Below are 17,969 nucleotides of genomic sequence, written 5' to 3' on the forward strand. Positions count from 1 at the left end.
CCCCTGGAGTTGAACTGTGACCGACACCCCGCGCCCGCGGATCCTCTGCATCTCCTTCTCCGATATCCGCTCGGACGCGCGTGTCCTGCGCCAGCTCGAGGTTCTCACCGGCCACGGGGACGTCACGACGCTCTCATACGGCGAACGCCCGGATGCTGCCGTTGATCACATCGAGATCGACCGAGCGCTACCTTCGCTTCCCCAAACGATCCCCGGAGTCCTCAAGCTCGCGTTACGCCGGTTTCGGTCGGTCGCGTTGGATGCGCCGGCGGTGAAGGCCGCGCGCGCGGCGCTCGGAACCCGCGAGTTCGACATCGTCGTGGCGAACGAGGCGCGGGCGCTCCCACTGGCAGTACTTGTCCACGGTTCTCCACGTATTTGGTGCGACCTGCATGAGTGGGCGCCAGCAGAACGTTCGCACGTACTCTCGTGGCGTCTGCTCGTCGCCCCCTTTATGAATTGGGTGTGCCGCACCTACCTTCCCGAGGTCGACGCGGCCACGACCGTAAACGCGTCGATCGCCGCGTTGTATGAGGAGCAGTACGGTGTCCCGACCGAGATCGTACGCAACGCGATCGCCTATCTGCCGGACCTGTCGCCATCGCTGGTGGCGCCGGAGTGCATTCGCCTGGTTCACAGCGGGGGAGCGGTGCCGGGACGAAACATCGAAGCGATCATCGATGCTGTCGACCTGCTCGGCGACGGCTACACGCTCGATCTGTACCTGATCCCGTCGCGCCAAGCAGAGCAGTACTGGCGCAAACTCAACGAGCGCATCGAGGCCAGCCCGCGCACGGCGCTGCATCCGGCGGTCTCCCCGACTGAGCTACCGAAGACGCTCAATTCTTACGATCTGGGCGTCTATCTGCTGCCGCCGCATACTCCGAATCACCGACTCATGCTTCCGAACAAGTTCTTCGATTTCGTTCAGGGGCGGCTCGGCTTCGTCTTCGGCCCGTCGGTCGAGACCGATCGGCTTATCCGCGAGCACGACCTCGGCGTGATCGCGGATGGCTACACGGCCGAAGACCTTGCTGATGCGATCCGACGGCTGTCCACCGACGATGTGCGCCGGTTCAAGCAGAAAACCGACGACGTCGCCGAACTCCTTTCATCGGAATCCGATGTTGCGGTTGAACACGGAGTGATTGCGCGGCTCATTGCGCAGGGCGCGTCCTGATGCTCAGGTCCTTGACCACGCTCCACGCCCGCTCGTGAGTAACGCGCGGGCGGGCGCAAGCCCGAACACACCGCGAGCGTTCGATGGTGCCCAGCGCCGCAATCCAATCCATGACGCCAGCACGGCATCGCGCTCCAATGCGACGACGAGGTCCGCGCGTGCGATCGCAGTCCGAAACTCCGGGTTTCGGCGTGCACGAGCGGCGAATCGGTACCCGCCATCGATCGGTAGGACGCGCAGGAGATTGCGGCCGATGACCGATCGTTCGAGTATTGAAATCCACCGACCTGTCGCTCCGAGAGCCCGCTGTCCCAAGAGAATCTCGGTTGCGTCTTGTGAGAAATCACTTTTCAATGCGGTGATCAGAATGGTGGTGTCGTTCTCGTCGTCTAGGGGCAGAGAATCGATCGCTGCGGCGAATGAGCCGGATGGGCTGAGAAGGACAACAATCATCGGGTTCCCCTCGCATCACGCGGTTGAGTGTTGACGCGCGAAGTCCAGGATTGGATCCGCGGTGCCAACTGTGCTGTGCGGGAGTACCGCGCAGCGAACGCACGCGCGTCGCGTTGATCGGCCTCCGAACGTTTTTGCGCGTCTTCGGCGGTAGCGATGAAGGCGTCAGCGATCGCTTCTGCCGTCATGGCCGAGACCCCGCGCCACCCGGGATACTCAGCGAGGGTGCGCGAGGTCTCATTCTCGGGGTCGTGGACCGAGATGATGGGAAGTCCGGTTGACGCGTACTCGTAGACCTTGCCGCCTGTGATGAACCGTCCTGCGCCAAACGTCAGCACAAGAGCATCAAAGGTTGCATAAGTCCGTGCGATCTCCCCGCGGCCGACCGGCCCGAGATAGCGGATCCCGTTCTCGGCGAATTCATCCATCGAGCGCACCATATTCGCGCCGGGGACGCCGAGATGGTTGAGGTAGCCGTAGAGATCCATGCGAGCAGCCCGAACCAGCGCGCTTCGCCGTCTGGCAAGCGCCCAGCCCGAGACCAGCTCCTGCATCGGTACGGCGGCTGAGATCGTACCTATGTACCCGAAGGTGAGACCTTCTCCATCCGGCCGGGACCGCGGAGGGAACACCAATTCCTCGTCGTAGCCGTTCTCGACGACCAGGAAGCGTGCAGCGGCATCGGGATACTGCTGCGCGTACCAATCCCTGATCGGCTGATTCACAAACCATACCTCTGCCGCGTCACCGATCAGCTTGCGCTCCCAGGCGCCCGCGCGACTACCTGGATCGACAGTTCGTCGTCCCGAATAGATATCGACCGACCACGCATCTCGGTGGTCCATGACCGCTGGTACGCCGAATTCGGTGCTCAGTATGTATCCGGGCACGAAGTCCACGTTGGGGTTCGCAGTGCCAATCGTCAGATCAACAGGATGATCACGATGAATTCGGACCGCCGCTTCCTCCAACGCGGGGCGCCAACCGCCGTAGGCGCGCTCAGGAAAGGAGCGTTGCTCCCTCCGGGCTTGAAGGACGTTCCAAACCTCGGGCGCGTGTGCCCGCAACCATGACCAGTCGCGGAGGTCATTGGTGAAGGCGCCCGAGTGGAACGGAATACGGACTATCCTGATCGACGGGTCGACGCGGGCCTCGAGCGTGAGATCGACGCCAGTAGACATCTCGAAGACCTCGCGCGGCACGGTGAGCACGGTCACGTCCCACCCTGCCGCAGCGAATGCGTTCGCCGTTGCCCATGCGCGATACACGCCGCTTCCGCGGGATGGGGGGTACCCCCACGCCACGTACAGCAGGTGCGGTCGTCGGTCGTCGGTCACTTGATCTCCTGTCCGGTTCGTACCCGAGCGCTGGCATCGTTCACGATCGCGCGTCGACTGATGCGGCGCGCGACGAAGTTGTTCTGGCTCAAAACGAGCACCGCGACGTCCATCGGCTTGACCCAGCTCTGCGCAGGGTTGGGGGACAAGCTGTAGAAGACCGGGATCGCCGCGAGAAGCGTCACTATATGCAGGGGGTAGATCCTTGCGAAACGGCGCCAATAGAAGGTCCCGATCCCGACGGACGGCTGCCAGGACCAAGTCAAGACGAAGCCGGACAGAATGAAGAAGAATGCAACGCCGAAGTTGCCGTAACGGGCGAGTTCGCCGACGACGCCCGGAAGCGGCACAATGTTGCGCACGTGGAAGAAGAATACGGCGAGAGCGGCCCACCACCGGAGGCTGGTCAGGGAATCCAACCGGGGTGTGCCCGTAGCGTGCACGGGTGCGCTGACCATAGTCCCTCATTCTAGAGGCCAGGCCTGCGCGTGCACGCCGCATAGACTGTGGTTCCGTGAAGATCGTCAGTGTCGTGGGCGCCCGTCCCCAGTTCGTCAAACTCGCTCCTATCCACAAGGCGGCGCTTGCCGCTGGGGTGGAACATGTCATCGTGCATACCGGACAGCACTACGACCCGATGCTTTCCGACGTCTTCTTCGAGGACCTCGGCATCGGCGCTCCCGACGTGCACCTCGGCGTCGGCAGCGGCTCCCACGGAGTCCAGACCGGTGCCATGCTTGCGGCACTCGACGCGGTGTTCGATGAGCACCGTCCGGACTGGGTTCTCGTCTACGGCGACACGAACTCCACCGTCGCGGCGGCGCTGAGCGCGGTAAAGATGCACATCCCGGTCGCGCATCTCGAAGCCGGCTTGCGTAGCTTCAATCGTCGGATGCCTGAAGAGCACAACCGCGTCATGACGGACCACGCGTCGGACCTGCTGCTCGCTCCCACCCAGGTCGCCGTTGACCACCTCGCCACTGAGGGCTTGGCTGCCCGTACGGTGCTCGTGGGTGATGTCATGACCGATGTGCTCTTCGAGGTGCGCGACCAGGTCGCGGGCGCGCCTTCGGTGCTTCTGGGGGAGTTGGGCCTCGGGAGCGGGGAATACTATCTCGCGACGATCCATAGGGCTGAGAACACCGACGACCCTGCCCGGCTGCGAGAGGTGGCGGCGGGCCTGGCGGGTCTGGATAAGCCTGTCGTGCTCCTCGCGCACCCGCGCGTGGTGGCGAAAGCGGCGTCGCACGGCATCGAACTCACGCAGGGTTCTCTCGTCGCCCGCGCGCCGTTGGCCTATGCGGACTTGATCGCCGCAGCACTTTCGAGCGCGGGTGTTGTCACCGACTCGGGCGGTTTGCAGAAGGAAGCATTCCTGCTCGGCGTTCCATGCACCACGGTTCGGACTGAGACCGAGTGGGTGGAGACGATTCAGCTGGGATGGAACGTGCTGGCCAACAGCGCGGAGGAGATCGCCGCGGCGGTGACCCGCCCGCACCCGAACGAGACCGATGCCGCACCGTACGGTGACGGCCACGCGGCGGAGCGCGTGATCCAGGAACTGATCCGGGCCGCTGGGGACTGAGAGCGAACCTGAGCGTCGAGGGGGATCCTCGCCCCGTAGACTGGTTTTCATGCGTATTGCCGTTGTCGCCCTCGGAAAGATCGGGCTTCCCCTCGCCGTCCAGTTCGCTGACTCCGGTCATGATGTGGTCGGTGTGGATGTGAATCAGCGGGCTGTTGACACGATCAACGCCGGCGTTGAGCCATTCCCGGGTGAAGCGCATCTGCAGGAGAAGCTTGCCGAGCTGATCCCGGCCCGCCGCCTTCGTGCGACCACGGATTACGCGGACGCGATCCCCGGTGCGGATGCCGTGGTGCTGGTCGCCCCGGTGTTCGTGAATGACGAGACGTGGGAGCCGGACTTCAAGTACATGGATGCGGCGACGCGTTCGCTGTCCGAGCACCTCACCCCTGGCACGCTGGTGTCCTACGAGACCACACTGCCGGTGGGCACGACTCGTAACCGGTGGAAGCCGATGCTGGAAGAGGGCTCCGGGCTGAAGGAGGGGGAGGATTTCTTCCTCGCATACTCGCCGGAGCGGGTCCTGACCGGTCGGGTGTTCGCGGACCTGCGCAAGTACCCGAAGCTGATCGGTGCGCTCTCAGACGAGGGAAACCGCCGTGCGCGCGAGTTCTACGAGGCCGTGCTGCAGTTCGATGAGCGTCCGGACCTTGCCCAGCCCAATGGAGTGTGGGACCTCGGCTCGACCGAGGCGTCAGAGATGGCGAAGTTGGCTGAGACGACCTACCGGGATGTGAACATCGGTCTGGCCAACCAGTTCGGTCTGTTCGCCGCCTCACACGGCATCGATGTCTACAAGGTCATCGAAGCGTGCAACTCGCAGCCCTACAGTCACATTCACCGTCCCGGCATCGCCGTCGGCGGTCACTGCATCCCGGTCTACCCGCGCCTGTACCTTTCCACCGATCCTGATGCGGACATCGTGCGGGTCGCCCGACAGCTGAACGCGTCGATGCCCGAGCGTCTGGTCGCGCAGGCCGAGGGCATCCTCGGCGACCTGTCCGGTCAGAAGGCAGTCGTCCTGGGCGCCGCGTACCGGGGCGGGGTGAAGGAGACCGCGTTCTCCGGTGTGTTCCCGACCGTGAAGGCGCTGACGGATCGTGGAGCGCAGGTCGTCGTGCACGACCCGCTCTACACCGACGAGGAACTACGCGGACTCGGGTTCGAACCGTATGAGATCGGCGGCGACGCTGACCTGGTCATCCTGCAGACCGACCACGCGGACTACAAGACCCTCACCCCGGCAGACCTCCCCGGTGTGAAGCTCCTCGTCGATGGGCGCAACGCCTCCGACGCCGCCCTCTGGGCCGGAACGCCCCGCATCGTCGTCGGGACGGCCGCCTGATGGATCTTCTCGTCGTAGGCTCGGGTTTCTTCGGCCTCACCATCGCCGAGCGTGCCGCAGATGCCGGCCGCAAGGTCACCGTCATCGAGCGCCGCCCCCACATCGGCGGAAACGCCTACAGCGAGGCCGAGCCGGAGACCGGCATCGAGGTCCACTGCTACGGTGCGCACCTGTTCCACACCTCGAACCCGACGGTGTGGGAGTACGTCAACCGTTTCACGACCTTCACGAACTACGTCCACCGCGTCTACACGAACCACAAGAGCGTCGTGTATCCGATGCCGGTGAACCTGGGCACGATCAACCAGTTCTTCCAGGCGGCGTACTCGCCCGACGAGGCGCGCGCGCTCATCAAGGAGCAGGCCGGCGAGTTCGACGTCAAGTCCGCGCAGAACTTCGAGGAGAAGGGCATCGCCCTCGTCGGGCGACCGCTGTTCGAGGCGTTCTTCCGCGACTACACGGCGAAGCAGTGGCAGACCGACCCGCACAAGCTGTCCGGTGACATCGTCAGTCGCCTCCCTGTTCGCTACAACTACGACAACCGCTACTTCAACGACACCTGGGAGGGCCTGCCGACCGACGGCTACACCGCGTGGCTCGAGCGGATGGCGGAGCATCCGAACATCGAGGTGAAGCTGAACGTCGACTTCTTCGACGAGTCCCAGCCGTTGAACCGCAAGACGCTCGTCGGTCAGGTCCCGATCGTCTACACCGGCCCCGTCGACCGCTACTTCGACTACGCAGAGGGCGAACTCAGCTGGCGCACGCTCGACTTCGAGCAGGAGGTGCTGAACATCGGCGACTTCCAGGGCACACCCGTCATGAACTACCCCGACATGGACATCCCGTTCACGCGCATCCATGAGTTCAAGCACTTCCACCCCGAGCGCAAGGACCTCTATCCGACGGACAAGACGGTCATCATGCGCGAGTTCTCCCGCTTCGCGGAGAAGAGCGACGAACCGTACTACCCGGTGAACACCCCCGCCGACCGTGAGGGCCTGCTCGCCTATCGCGAACTGCAGAAGGGTGAGAAGGACGTCCACTTCGGCGGGCGTCTGGGCACGTACCAGTACCTCGACATGCACATGGCCATCGGCTCGGCGCTGTCGATGTGGAACAACTCCCTCTCCTAGACTCGGAACCGTGAGTCACGCTGCTGTCGGGGCGCCGGGAACGCCCCGGCGGTATCTGCATTCGTTGTGGCTGCTCTCAGCCCGCGACCTCAAGGTCCGCTACGCGACGAGCTTCCTCGGCTACCTCTGGTCGGTACTCGACCCGCTGGTCATGAGCGCGATCTACTGGTTCGTCTTCACCCAGGTGTTCCAGCGCGACCGTATCGGTGAGCAGCCCTACATCGTCTTCCTGATCAGCGCGCTGCTGCCCTGGGTGTGGTTCAACTCCTCGGTCTCCGACTTCACCAAGGCGTTCAAGAAGGATTCTCGCCTGGTGCGGTCGACGAACATCCCGCGCTCGATCTGGGTCAACCGCATCGTGCTGAGCAAGGGCATGGAGTTCCTCTTCTCCCTGCCGGTGCTGGCGCTCTTCGCGATCTTCTCGCCTGGCGCGCACTTCGGCTGGGGCATCCTCTGGTTCCCCGTGGCGGTCGTCGTGCAAGTGATCCTGCTCACCGGCCTCGGGATGCTGGTCGCGCCGCTGTGCGCTCTGTACGCGGATCTCGAACGCACCACCGGTCTCATCCTGCGCGCGCTCTTCTACGCGACGCCGATCATCTACAGCGTCTCGGATCTGCCGGGCCCGTTCGAGACGATCGGTGCCTTCAATCCGCTCGCCGGCATCTTCACCCTCTACCGCATGGCGTTCTTCCCCGATCAATGGCACACGTGGACGGTGCTCATCGGCGTCGCCATGAGTCTCATGATCTTCGCCCTGGGCTGGTGGGTGTTCCGCGCCCTCGAGCGCCCGGTTCTGAAGGAGCTGTGATGCAGGAAGCAGCGATCGAAGTCCAGGGACTCGGCGTCCATTTTCGGCGCAACAGACGAGGGCGCCGCAGTTTCAAGGACATGTTCGCCGGCGCGTCCAGGCGCAGCCGTCCCGGCGAGTTCTGGGCGCTGCGAGACGTCTCCTTCACTGTGCAGCCGGGGGAGTCGATCGGAGTCGTCGGGCGTAACGGGCAGGGCAAGTCGACACTGCTTCGGCTGGTCGCCGGGGTGCTGCTGCCGGACGAGGGATCAGTGGCCGTCAACGGGGGAGTCGCACCGCTGATCGAATTGACCGGCGGCTTCGTCGGCGACCTCACCGTCCGTGAGAACGTTCGCCTGACGGCCGGGCTGCATGGGATGTCGAAAGCGGAGGTCGCCAGTCGCTACGACGACATGATCGCCTTCGCCGAGCTCGAAGAGTTCCAGGAGACCCCGTACAAGCACCTCTCCAACGGGATGAAGGTGCGCCTGGCCTTCTCTGTCGTGTCGCAGCTCAACGAGCCGATCCTCCTCGTCGACGAGGTGCTCGCCGTCGGGGACAAGGCCTTCCGCGACAAGTGCTACCAGCGCATCGACGAGCTGCTCGCCGAGGGTCGCACGCTGTTCTTCGTCAGCCACAACGAGCGAGACCTGCGCCGGTTCTGCAAGCGCGGTCTCTATCTCAACAAGGGCTCGCTCGTGCTGGATGCCGGGATCAACGAGGTGCTGGACCGCTACAACGCCGACTCCGGCACGAGGTAGCGGCTCAGAGCCCGACCAGGGCGCGCACCTTCTGCAACGCGCTACCTGCGGCGTCCAGAGGCGCTTGGAGGTCCGTGCCGTTGTCGTACGCGGCGCGGAGCTCGCCGAGCTTCGAGGCATACTGCGACACCGCGTCACTCCAATCGTCGGAGATCGAGCTGGGCGCCGGTGTGTCCGACAACGCGGCTGCGTCGTTCTGCAGCGAGTCGACGATCTGCGCGCCCAGATCCATGTTGTCCTTGACCAGCTGCAAGCCTCGAGTGGCGTCATCCAGTCGCGGCTGGACCTGCCCCCTGAATGTGTCGAGGTCGGGGTCAGGCACCGGCGGCTGGGTCGGCGCGGGCTCCGTGGTCGGAGTCGGCGCGGACGTCGCGGTCGCTGTCGGGCTCGGCGTGGAGGTGGGTGTCGTCGTCGCGGACGCGCTCGGACTCGTCGTCGGTGCGGGCTCGCCGTCTCGCGGGATCAGGAAGAACAGCAGAACGCCGATGATCGCCAGGGCGAGCGCCGAGAGCCCGACGATCAGCCAGATCCGCCCCTTGTTGCTCTTCTTCTCCTCGGGGAAGATCCATTCGGGTCGCGGCTGCTGTTCGTCGCTCATCACTGCTCCAATGCCGGCATGGGTCGCCAGCTACGATCGCGGGCGGCCTTGCCGCCATCGCGGATGCCTCGGAACAGATTACTGGTGCCCCGCACGGTTCTCTCGACGAACACGAGTCGGATGAGTTCTTTGAAGAACGTCGCCGTGGTGCCGAGGCCGAAGAGCACCGGGTTGTAGACACCATGCACACGGTAGTAGTGCTTGATGAACGCCCGATTGCGCATGATGTAGTACCGGTATGCGTTGCTGGACGCGTTCATGTGGCGCACTCCCATGTCCCACTGCTTGATCTCGCGAGTGCGGCGCAGGACGAACTCGTTCACGATCACCGCCGTCGTGAGGCGCGACGCGAGCCAGCCGTACATCTGGTCATCCCAGTAGATGAAGAAGCGAGGGTCGGGCAGCCCGATCTGCGCCACTATCGAGCGGTGGATGAACATGCCCTCGAAGCATCCGCTGTTCATCTCCTTGAAGCCGGATTCGTCGAATCCGGCCGGCGCGAACGGAATCGGGATGCCCATGCGCTCGGCGATCCGGTACTGCCAGTAGAACTCGCTGCCGTCGTAGTCGTAGCGTCGGCCCTGGATGCTCTTGAAGCGAGGGGTCCATTTGCCCATCTTCGCGAGGCCGTCGGGGATGACCTCGACGTCGTCGTCCATCATCCAGATCCACTCGCTGCCGAGCTCGTATGCCGTGCGCATACCCTCGCTGAATCCGCCGGATCCGCCGGTGTTCGTCTCGAGCCTGCGGTACACGATCTCCGTGCCGATGCCGTCGCGGAACGACTCCACGACGTCGGTGGTGTCGTCGGCCGATGCGTTGTCGATGATGACGACGCGGCCCGGCTTGGGATCCATCGCGCTGATGCTCGCGAGCAGTCCGGAGAGCAGGTGCGAACGGTTGAACGTGACGATGACGATCGCCGCTGAGGCCGGATCGAACACCGCGGTCATGCCTGCTCCTCGAAGATCTTCTGCCAGGATTCGGGCGAGACCATTTCAGGCAGCGCCTGACGATACCGACGCTGCAGTTCGGGCCACCGCCGCTGCAGTTCGGCGTGGAGTCGCAGCGTGTCGCGCAGCATCCGGCGATACTTCTTGCGATCGCGCGTGTAGATGTTCTTGCCGGAGCCGTCGGCCGCGCTGACGAGCGCGCTGTCGAACGAGGGTACGCGCCACCAGTGAGCGTCCTCCTTGCCGAACTCGACCTCGGGCCGTTCGACGTTCGCCGGATCCGGCTTGTGCACCCAGTGGGCGATGAGAGTCACGAGCGTGAACCAGCGCAGCTTCAGACCGCTCGGGCTGTCGAACTCGTGTCGGGACGTCTGCTTGTACACCCGGCGTCCGAAGCGCGAATGGAGCACCGCCGAAGGGTCGCGGTGAACGACCGTCTCCGGATAGACCGCGGCCAAGGCGCGTGCGTCGGGCATGGCCGTACTGATGTTCTTCGCCATGTGAGCAGGACCGGACAGCACATCGCGCAGTGCCCGCGCACGCAATTCGACGGGGTAGTACTGCATCATCATCAGGTGCTTCAGGTCCGCACGACGGCTGTGTCTGATCAGTCGCCCGCCACGCAGTGCGTTCGAGTGCAGCAGCCCTGCGACGATCCGGTTGCGGGCGTGGAAGTACGCCTGCCAGTCGATGGTGTCGTCCTTGTTCACCCAGGAAACGTGCCAGAGTGCGACCCCCGGCATGGAGACCGTCGGGAAGCCGGCTTCGCCGGCGCGCAGGCAGAACTCCGCATCGTCCCACTTGATGAAGGCAGGGAGGGAGAGACCGACCTCGCGGATCGCATCCAGCGGGATCAGGCACATCCACCAGCCGTTGTAGTCGGCATCCATGCGCATGTGCAACAGTGTCGACTGACGGAGGTTCGATGCACCGAAGTCGTGCGGCATCTCGTCCTGATATAGATTGCGCCACATGAACGGCGACTCGTCCACGACCTCGGCCCAGCCGTGCAGTTTGGGCCGGTCGAGCAGGTCGAACATGTGACCGCCGACGAGGACGGGCGACGTCGCATACTGACCGAACACGATCGAGCGACGCAGCGACTCCGGCTCCAGTCGCACGTCGTCGTCCAGCAGCTGGACGAAGTCGCTCTCCGGGCGCTGAAGCGTCTCGTGCATCGCCCGGGCGAACCCGCCGGAACCGCCGAGGTTGGGCTGACGGATCACCTGCAGCGTGTCACCGAGCGCTTCGGCGACCTCGCCATAGCCGTCCTGATCGGCCACGAGCTGCGTGCCCTGATCCACGAGGAAGATGCGGTCGACGAACTCGAGCGCGTCGGGAGATGCCGCCAAGGCCTGCAGCGTCTCGACGCAGTAGTCGGGCTTGTTGTACGTGGTGATGCCGAGCGACGCCTTGCCGGTACGGGCCGGTTCCTGCTCGGTCGTCCACTGGGCGCCCTCGAGCACTGCCTGCTTGTCTTCGGCGACGACGTCGAACCAGATCCAGCCGCCGTCGCTGTACTGCGTCAGCTCGAGATCGAAGGCCGTGGTCGCCTCGCCCGTCACCTCACGCGTGTCGACGCGCTGCCGCACTCCAGAACCGTTGGAGCGATACACGAGGATCGTCGCCGGCCCAGTCGTACGCACCGTGAGCCGCACCTGCCGCACGCTGGTCCAGTGCTGCCAGTACGACGCGGGGAACGCGTTGAAGTACGTGCCGAGTGAGACGCGGCGACCGGAGACGATCCGGGCGCGATGGCGCCCGAGGATGTTGCCGAGCTGAGCGCGGTTCGAGACGCGCACCGGCTTCTCATCGATGACCGACCATGTTTCGGGATCGGCATACAGCGGGAGCAGATCAGGGTCGCGATCGAGGGGGAAGACGACATTCTGAAGGACGTGTGACACCCGGACAGCCTACCTGCCGCACATGTGGATCCCCGGTCACTCCTGCGCGCGCAGCGTCGGGATGACACCGGTGTTGGCCGCATCGATGCTCTCCCGCCACGAACGCGACTGCCCGGCGCGCAGCGCGCACAGCACGAGCATGAACCAGCCGGCGCCGGCGAGCGTGAAGCTCTCGAACATCGAGTCGACCGCGAGGGTCACCAGCACGAGCGGCGTCCACGCGTAGACCACGGATCGCCGTGCGCTCGCCACGAGCCACGACCGGACCAGCGCGACTCCGCCCAGCAGGAGGAACAGCAGCAGGCCGACGATCCCGAGCTGCAGCAGCACGTCGAAGTATGCGTTCAGCGCCGTCTCGTGACGGTCGTCCAGCAGATAGTTGATGTACGTGAAGGGGTACTCACCGCGCTGCCACGGCCCGAACCAGCCCCAGCCCTGGAGCGGCTTGACCGCCACGAAATCGAGGATCTGGTTCCACAGGTCCGCGCGGGTGGAGAAGTCGGAGCCCGCGCCCATCCACGCGATGATCTGGTGCCGAAACACGAAGGCCACCCCGAGTGCCGCGGCGACCAGCGCTCCCAGCATCCACTGCACGAAGTTGCGGCGCCGGGACGGTGTATGGCGCACGATGGTGAGGGCCAGCGTCACGACGCCGACGGCGAAGGCGAGCACGAGCACGGTCGGCGACGCCGACAGGAGCGCGAGGAAACCTGCCAGCCCGATCGAGGGAATGGCGATGGGAGCGGCCAGCGACTGCGTGCGCCACTCGATCACGAACGTGATCAGTGCGATGACGGCGATGAACCCGAGCATGTTGCGGGTGCCGAACAGGCCCTGGATCGGACCGCCGATCGCCAGGTTCCCCTCCACGTCGAGGAACAGGATCGGAACGTCCAGCAGGATGCCGGACAGGATCTCGACCCCGAGCGACAGGGCGAGCATGACGCGAAGCGTGTCGCCGATCGCCCGCACGGTCTGGAGCGTGTCGCGGATGTGTCCGATCGTGATCGCCAGCAGCGCGAAGCCCAGCAGCCAGAGCCAGCCCGTGAACGTATCGGCCCTGTCCGTCGTCCACAGGATGCTGATCAGCGCGAGCAGCAGGAACATCAGCAGCGACGTCGGCGCGATGCGCAGCAGCGAGAGTTCCTCGCGTCGCACGAACAGGATCGCGACGCCCAGGATGCCGAGGATCATGATGATCGTCGCGAACGTCATGGCCGACGTCATCCGCTCGATCGCGAAGGAGCCGAACGTGGCGCCGAGTGCGGTGAGCGTGTAGGCGCGCGCCATCTCGACGGAGCCGAGCAGCCGGCTGAGGCGAGCCTGGGAGGTGGTCACGGGATGCGCCGAGCCTCGCGGCCGCGATCGGTGACGCGGGCTTTCTCGCTGAGCCCCACGCCGATCAGCGGCACGGCCTTGATCTTGAATGAGAACAGCACCAGCAGCATCCAGCCCCAGAGCATGATCGGCGTCGACTCGGCGAGTCCCTGGACGAGCAGGACGACGGTGAACAGGGCGGGCAGCAGGGTCAGCGGCGAGTAGGGGCGGTCGGCACGCAGATCCCAGCGCGGGCGATCAGCAGCGAAGAACCACGACCGCCACAGCAGGCTGAGGTATGCGGCGGCCATCAGGACGACACCGAGCACCCCGAGCTGCATGAGCACGTCGAGCCACATGTTGTGGGCGTGGAACACCGTGATCCCGTGGTCGACGATCCATTGGTCGAACGCGGGATCGGTCGGGATCCAGGGGCTCGAGAAGCCGTTGCCGAAGATCGGATGCTGCGCGGCACGCTCCAGCACCTTGGTCCAGACGAGGTCGGTGCGGCCCGTGAGATCGGCCCCGCGACCCAGCGCGGTGAACAGCGGCTCCCTGAAGACGACGAGCGCGACGATGGCCACGGCGACGATCCCGCCGCAGATCGCATAGATGCGTGTCCTCCCGCCCGGGGTGCGCGTGCGCCGGATGAGGATGGCCACCAGAAGCACGACGGCCGCGGCGAGGGCGCACAGGTACGCGGTCGCCGACGACGCGCGGAACATCAGATACGCCGCGAGCAGTGTCCAGAGTGCATGTGTGACGCGCCAGCGCGCACGCATCGCGATCTGGATGCCGAACGTGATGATCGCGAACAGGCAGATGATCGCGAGCATGTTCGAGTTTCCGACGATGCCCTGGATGCGGCCGCCGTCGAGGAGGTTCTCGCGAACCCAGTACCAGTGCGGATCGACATCCCCTACGGGGAGTGTCACGAAGTTCGGCAGCAGCGGATGCTGGAGCACCACGGCGACCAGCAGTTCCAGCGCGAGCGACAGCCCGACGATCCATTTGAAGGCCGCGGCGAGCGAGCGCACGATCTCATGCCAGCTCAGTGCGTGGGCGAGCAGCAGCGCGTTCACGGTCACCGCGCCGAGGAGCGTCCAGGTGATCAGGGTGGGCAGTCGCCACTGCGACCACGCCACCGAGACCAGCGCGAGCACGACGTACCCGAGCGCCGCCCACGGCAGGCGTCGCCATGCGAACGGCTGCGGCTGGTTCTTCGCGATCAGGGGGATGCCGATTCCCAGGGCCGCGAGCAGGAAGACGACCATCACGGCACCCGCGCCGTACGGCCCCACCAGGTTGTACACGGCAGAGTGCGCGAAGACGGCGAACAGCACCAGGGTCGCATAACCGCGCAGCAGCAGATGCCCCGTCGACTCGCGCTCCGGCGCGGTGGGCGGGGCTGCCACGGGATGCTTCGTGTACTGCGCCATCGGAATCAGGCTACCGCGCGGAGCCCCGCATACCCCTGTCCCGCTGCGGACATGCCGGACAGGGGCTGTCGCAGGGCATCGGTACGCTGGGCCCATGCTGCTGAGCCTGTCGAACGCCCCCCGTGACTACGCCTGGGGATCTCCCACTCTTCTCGCCGCATTGGAGGGGCGAGAACCGTCGGGCGCCCCGGAGGCCGAGGTCTGGTTCGGCGACCACCCCGGGGACCCCGCCGACGTCGAGGACGGCACGACGCTGGATGCCGTGACCGGCGGCACGCTCCCGTACCTGCTGAAGCTGCTCGCCGCCGCAGACCCGCTCTCGATCCAGGTGCACCCCACCGTCGCACAGGCACGCGACGGCTGGGCTCGCGAGGCCGGACTCGCGAGCGACGATCCGCACCGCAACTACCGGGACGCCAATCACAAGCCCGAGCTGATCGTCGCCCTCAGCGATCGCTTCGAGGCGCTCGGTGGCCTCCGACCGGTGGCCGACAGCCTGCGGCTGATCGAAGCGCTCGGATCGTCGCGCGGCGTCACGGCGCTGCGCGAGCGCCTGAGCGGCGAAGGCGACGTGCTGCGCGACGCCATCGCCTGGCTGCTCTCGGGAACCGCCCAGCCGGAGGTCGACGAGATCATCGCCGCGGTTTCGAGTGCGACCTCGGATGAGTTCGCCGCCGAGCTGGATGCCGTGCGGGCGATCGCGGAGCGCAACCCAGGGGATCCGGGTGTCGTGGTGGCTCTGCTGATGAACTTCATCGTCCTGCGCCGCGGTGAGGGCATCTTCCTGCGCGCAGGACTTCTGCATGCCTACGTCTCGGGGCTGGGCGTGGAGATCATGGCCGCGAGCGACAACGTCCTGCGCGGAGGCCTCACGCCCAAGCACATCGACGTGCCGGAGCTGCTGTCCGTGCTCGACACGACCCCTGGAACCGTGCCGGTGCTTCGCCCGGCGGACTCGGGATCGGTGACGTCGTATCCGGTCGAGGTGACCGACTTCGCGCTGCGCCGCGTCGCGCTCGACGGGACGCCGGTCACGATCGACGCGGCGGGGCCGACGATCGTGCTGGGCACAGGCGGAGACGTGAGCATCGAAGGTGCGGATGCCGTCGCACGAGCGCTCCCCGTCGGCAAAGCGGTCTTCGCCACGGCGGACGAGACGCAGCTGGTCCTCTCCGGAAGGGGAGAGGCTTTCGTGGCGCAGCCGGGATCAGTCGTCGAATAAAGCTTCGAAGCACCTCTTGACAAGGTTCGTTCATATGTTCTAAACTGGATGCATGCCAACGTTGACAGCCTCAGCTCCGCCTGACAGGGCTGAGCGACGCATGTCCGAGTGGCTGGAACTTCAGGCCGAGAAGGCGCGGTTGCATGCGCGTGAGGCCGAGTTGCTGTGCGCGGCGTTCGGCGAGGCGCTGGATGAGCGGGAGTCGCGCGTCGGCGCTGACGACATGCGTGACATCCCGATTCGTTCTCTGACCGCCGAGTACAGCGCGGCCGGGCGTATCTCGTCACGGACCATGGAGTCAGCGATGTGGAACGCGCATGTGCTGGTGTCGGAGTTCCCGGTGACGTTCCAGGCGCTTCAGGATGCGCGGATCAGCCCGACGCATGCGCGCATCATCACGGACGCCGGCGCCAGGATCGATGACCAGGAGAAGCGGTTCGCCTACGAGCTCGCCGCGGTCGATTATGCGTCGGGGGAGAGTCCGAACCGTGTCCGTTCGGTGACGCGGATGCTGGCGGCAAAGCATGGTGATGTGAAGTTCGAGGAGCAGCGCAAGGCAGCGCATGACCACCGGGCGGCATGGATCGATGACTTCGACGACGGTTCGGCCCTGATACACATCCTCACCTCGTCGGTGCTCGCGCACGCGGCGATGGATCGTGCGAGTCAGCTGGCCCGGTTGGCGAAGGATCCGCACTCTTCTGAGCGCACCCCGGTACTCGGCGAGGTCGAGAAGCACCCGGCGACGATCGAGGACGAGGACCTCATCCCGGAAGAGCTCGTGCTCGGGCCCGACGGGCTCGGCGCGGACGGCGAGTCGCTGGCGGATGCCCCGCACGATGACCCCCGGACGATGGATCAGGCTCGGGTCGACGTCATGATCGACCTGCTGCTCGCCGCGGCGGCCGAGAGCGTCGCCGCATCCGGTGCTGAGGCGATCAGGGGACGGGTGCAGGTCACGCTTCCCGCTGCGGTACTCGCCGGAGCGTCGGATGCTCCGGCCGACCTGGCCGGATGCGGCCCGGTCGATGCGGATCTCATCCGTGAGATCGCCGGACTGTCTCCCGGATGGGATCGGTTGTATATCGACGAGTGCTCCGGGATGGTCACGGCGACCGACCGGTACCGGCCGACGGCCGAGATGCGCCGGTATCTGCGCGCCCGTGATGGGCGGTGCCGGTTCCCAGGGTGTGCGGCATCGGTTTTGCGCTGCGATCTCGACCACACCGAGGAATACAGCAGGGGCGGCGTGACCGCATGCGGCAACCTCGGTCATCTGTGCCGACGGCACCACTCCCTCAAACATCCCGACGTCGACTCGAAGCACAGGTGGCGCGCCCGACAACTCCCCGGCGGGCGTATCGAATGGACCAGCCCGCACGGTCGGGTCTTCGTCGACCACCCCCAGCCACGCGTCCACTTCACCTGATCGCGATGGCGCTCGCGCAAAGCGATCTGACGCGACACGCCGATGACACGCCGTGAACTTTCAATATCCGCTTGAGGGTTTACGATCTGCGACTTGACCGGATCGAATGACACGGGTGTAATTAGTGATGCACGGCCCAGCGGGGGGCAATATAAGGGCAAGGAGAACGATATGACGGGTTACCGTTCCGACGTTCCCGAGAACTGGTTTGTCGATCCGGTCAATCTCGGGGTTCCCGGGGTCAGGCGACCCGATCATGACGAAGACACCGCGCTCGCGTGGCAGACCGATGCGCTCTGCTCTCAGACCGACCCTGAGGCGTTCTTCCCCGAGAAGGGCGGCTCCACCCGCGATGCCAAGCGCATCTGCTCGTCGTGCGATGTCCGCGGTGAATGCCTGGAGTACGCGCTCAACAACGACGAGCGTTTCGGCATCTGGGGCGGGCTCAGCGAGCGCGAGCGTCGCAAGCTCAAGCGCCAGGCCGCGGGCTGACGGCTCGCATAGCTTCCCGGCCACGCCG

Annotated in this window: 17 protein-coding genes; 9 read left to right on the forward strand and 8 right to left on the reverse strand. The window is 65.5% G+C overall.

Annotated features, from left to right (window positions below; all coding sequences use genetic code 11):
• Window positions 1-16 precede the first annotated feature (16 nt).
• Window positions 17-1,180, forward strand: coding sequence for a glycosyltransferase (locus MAE01_RS00635; RefSeq protein ID WP_147037624.1), 1,164 nt, complete (start codon window positions 17-19; stop codon window positions 1,178-1,180).
• 3 nt (window positions 1,181-1,183) lie between these two features.
• Here the strand turns inward: MAE01_RS00635 and MAE01_RS00640 are convergent, their stop codons facing one another.
• The 3 genes from MAE01_RS00640 to MAE01_RS00650 form a co-directional block, all read right to left on the reverse strand.
• On the reverse strand, window positions 1,184-1,633 hold the full coding sequence (locus MAE01_RS00640; protein ID WP_147037625.1) for a hypothetical protein: 450 nt from the start codon (window positions 1,631-1,633) through the stop codon (window positions 1,184-1,186).
• Entirely contained in the window at window positions 1,630-2,850 is a 1,221-nt protein-coding gene (locus MAE01_RS00645) for a glycosyltransferase family protein (RefSeq protein ID WP_229718295.1), read from the reverse strand. Before MAE01_RS00645 ends, MAE01_RS00640 begins: the two co-directional genes overlap by 4 nt.
• Window positions 2,851-2,966: 116 nt before the next feature.
• On the reverse strand, window positions 2,967-3,428 hold the full coding sequence (locus MAE01_RS00650) for an acyltransferase family protein (protein WP_147037627.1): 462 nt from the start codon (window positions 3,426-3,428) through the stop codon (window positions 2,967-2,969).
• A gap of 56 nt (window positions 3,429-3,484) precedes the next feature.
• Here MAE01_RS00650 and wecB point away from each other — a divergent pair, with 56 nt between their 5' ends.
• The 5 genes from wecB to MAE01_RS00675 are packed head-to-tail and all read left to right on the forward strand — an operon-like array spanning window position 3,485 to window position 8,584.
• Window positions 3,485-4,555, forward strand: a complete 1,071-nt coding sequence (gene wecB, locus MAE01_RS00655) for a non-hydrolyzing UDP-N-acetylglucosamine 2-epimerase (protein ID WP_147037628.1) — start codon at window positions 3,485-3,487, stop codon at window positions 4,553-4,555.
• Window positions 4,556-4,604: 49 nt separating this feature from the next.
• Window positions 4,605-5,900: a nucleotide sugar dehydrogenase gene (locus MAE01_RS00660; RefSeq protein ID WP_147037629.1), complete on the forward strand. Its 1,296-nt coding sequence runs from the start codon at window positions 4,605-4,607 to the stop codon at window positions 5,898-5,900.
• On the forward strand, window positions 5,900-7,036 hold the full coding sequence (glf, locus tag MAE01_RS00665) for a UDP-galactopyranose mutase (RefSeq protein ID WP_147037630.1): 1,137 nt from the start codon (window positions 5,900-5,902) through the stop codon (window positions 7,034-7,036). Before MAE01_RS00660 ends, glf begins: the two co-directional genes overlap by 1 nt.
• Before the next feature lie 10 nt (window positions 7,037-7,046).
• Window positions 7,047-7,844: an ABC transporter permease gene (locus tag MAE01_RS00670; protein WP_147037631.1), complete on the forward strand. Its 798-nt coding sequence runs from the start codon at window positions 7,047-7,049 to the stop codon at window positions 7,842-7,844.
• On the forward strand, window positions 7,844-8,584 hold the full coding sequence (locus MAE01_RS00675; RefSeq protein WP_147037632.1) for an ABC transporter ATP-binding protein: 741 nt from the start codon (window positions 7,844-7,846) through the stop codon (window positions 8,582-8,584). The genes MAE01_RS00670 and MAE01_RS00675 overlap by 1 nt, the downstream gene beginning before the upstream one ends.
• A gap of 4 nt (window positions 8,585-8,588) precedes the next feature.
• Here MAE01_RS00675 and MAE01_RS00680 read toward each other — a convergent pair whose 3' ends face one another.
• Genes MAE01_RS00680 through MAE01_RS00700 form a run of 5 tightly spaced genes read right to left on the reverse strand, consistent with a single transcriptional unit; the run spans window position 8,589 to window position 14,798 of the window.
• A complete protein-coding gene (locus tag MAE01_RS00680; RefSeq protein WP_229718296.1) occupies window positions 8,589-9,182 on the reverse strand; it encodes a flagellin family protein in 594 nt (197 codons plus the stop codon).
• Complete coding sequence (locus MAE01_RS00685; protein WP_147037634.1) at window positions 9,182-10,135, reverse strand: glycosyltransferase; 954 nt, start codon at window positions 10,133-10,135, stop codon at window positions 9,182-9,184. The genes MAE01_RS00680 and MAE01_RS00685 overlap by 1 nt, the downstream gene beginning before the upstream one ends.
• On the reverse strand, window positions 10,132-12,042 hold the full coding sequence (locus MAE01_RS00690; RefSeq protein WP_147037635.1) for a glycosyltransferase: 1,911 nt from the start codon (window positions 12,040-12,042) through the stop codon (window positions 10,132-10,134). Before MAE01_RS00690 ends, MAE01_RS00685 begins: the two co-directional genes overlap by 4 nt.
• A 36-nt stretch (window positions 12,043-12,078) precedes the next feature.
• A complete protein-coding gene (locus MAE01_RS00695; RefSeq protein WP_229718297.1) occupies window positions 12,079-13,380 on the reverse strand; it encodes an O-antigen ligase family protein in 1,302 nt (433 codons plus the stop codon).
• Window positions 13,377-14,798: an O-antigen ligase family protein gene (locus tag MAE01_RS00700; RefSeq protein WP_147037636.1), complete on the reverse strand. Its 1,422-nt coding sequence runs from the start codon at window positions 14,796-14,798 to the stop codon at window positions 13,377-13,379. The genes MAE01_RS00695 and MAE01_RS00700 overlap by 4 nt, the downstream gene beginning before the upstream one ends.
• A 94-nt stretch (window positions 14,799-14,892) precedes the next feature.
• Between MAE01_RS00700 and manA the strand changes: the two genes are divergently transcribed.
• The 3 genes from manA to MAE01_RS00715 all read left to right on the forward strand — a co-directional run bounded on the left by manA (window position 14,893) and on the right by MAE01_RS00715 (window position 17,941).
• Window positions 14,893-16,020, forward strand: a complete 1,128-nt coding sequence (manA, locus tag MAE01_RS00705; RefSeq protein WP_147037637.1) for a mannose-6-phosphate isomerase, class I — start codon at window positions 14,893-14,895, stop codon at window positions 16,018-16,020.
• A 100-nt stretch (window positions 16,021-16,120) separates the two neighbouring features.
• The gene (locus MAE01_RS00710; protein ID WP_147037638.1) at window positions 16,121-17,449 is read left to right on the forward strand and encodes an HNH endonuclease signature motif containing protein; all 1,329 of its coding nucleotides are present in this window, start codon (window positions 16,121-16,123) and stop codon (window positions 17,447-17,449) included.
• A 171-nt stretch (window positions 17,450-17,620) separates the two neighbouring features.
• The gene (locus tag MAE01_RS00715) at window positions 17,621-17,941 is read left to right on the forward strand and encodes a WhiB family transcriptional regulator (RefSeq protein WP_147037639.1); all 321 of its coding nucleotides are present in this window, start codon (window positions 17,621-17,623) and stop codon (window positions 17,939-17,941) included.
• The last annotated feature ends 28 nt before the right edge of the window (window positions 17,942-17,969 follow it).

It is taken from the genome of Microbacterium aerolatum, assembly GCF_007988825.1.
In the GTDB taxonomy this organism is placed as follows: domain Bacteria; phylum Actinomycetota; class Actinomycetes; order Actinomycetales; family Microbacteriaceae; genus Microbacterium; species Microbacterium aerolatum.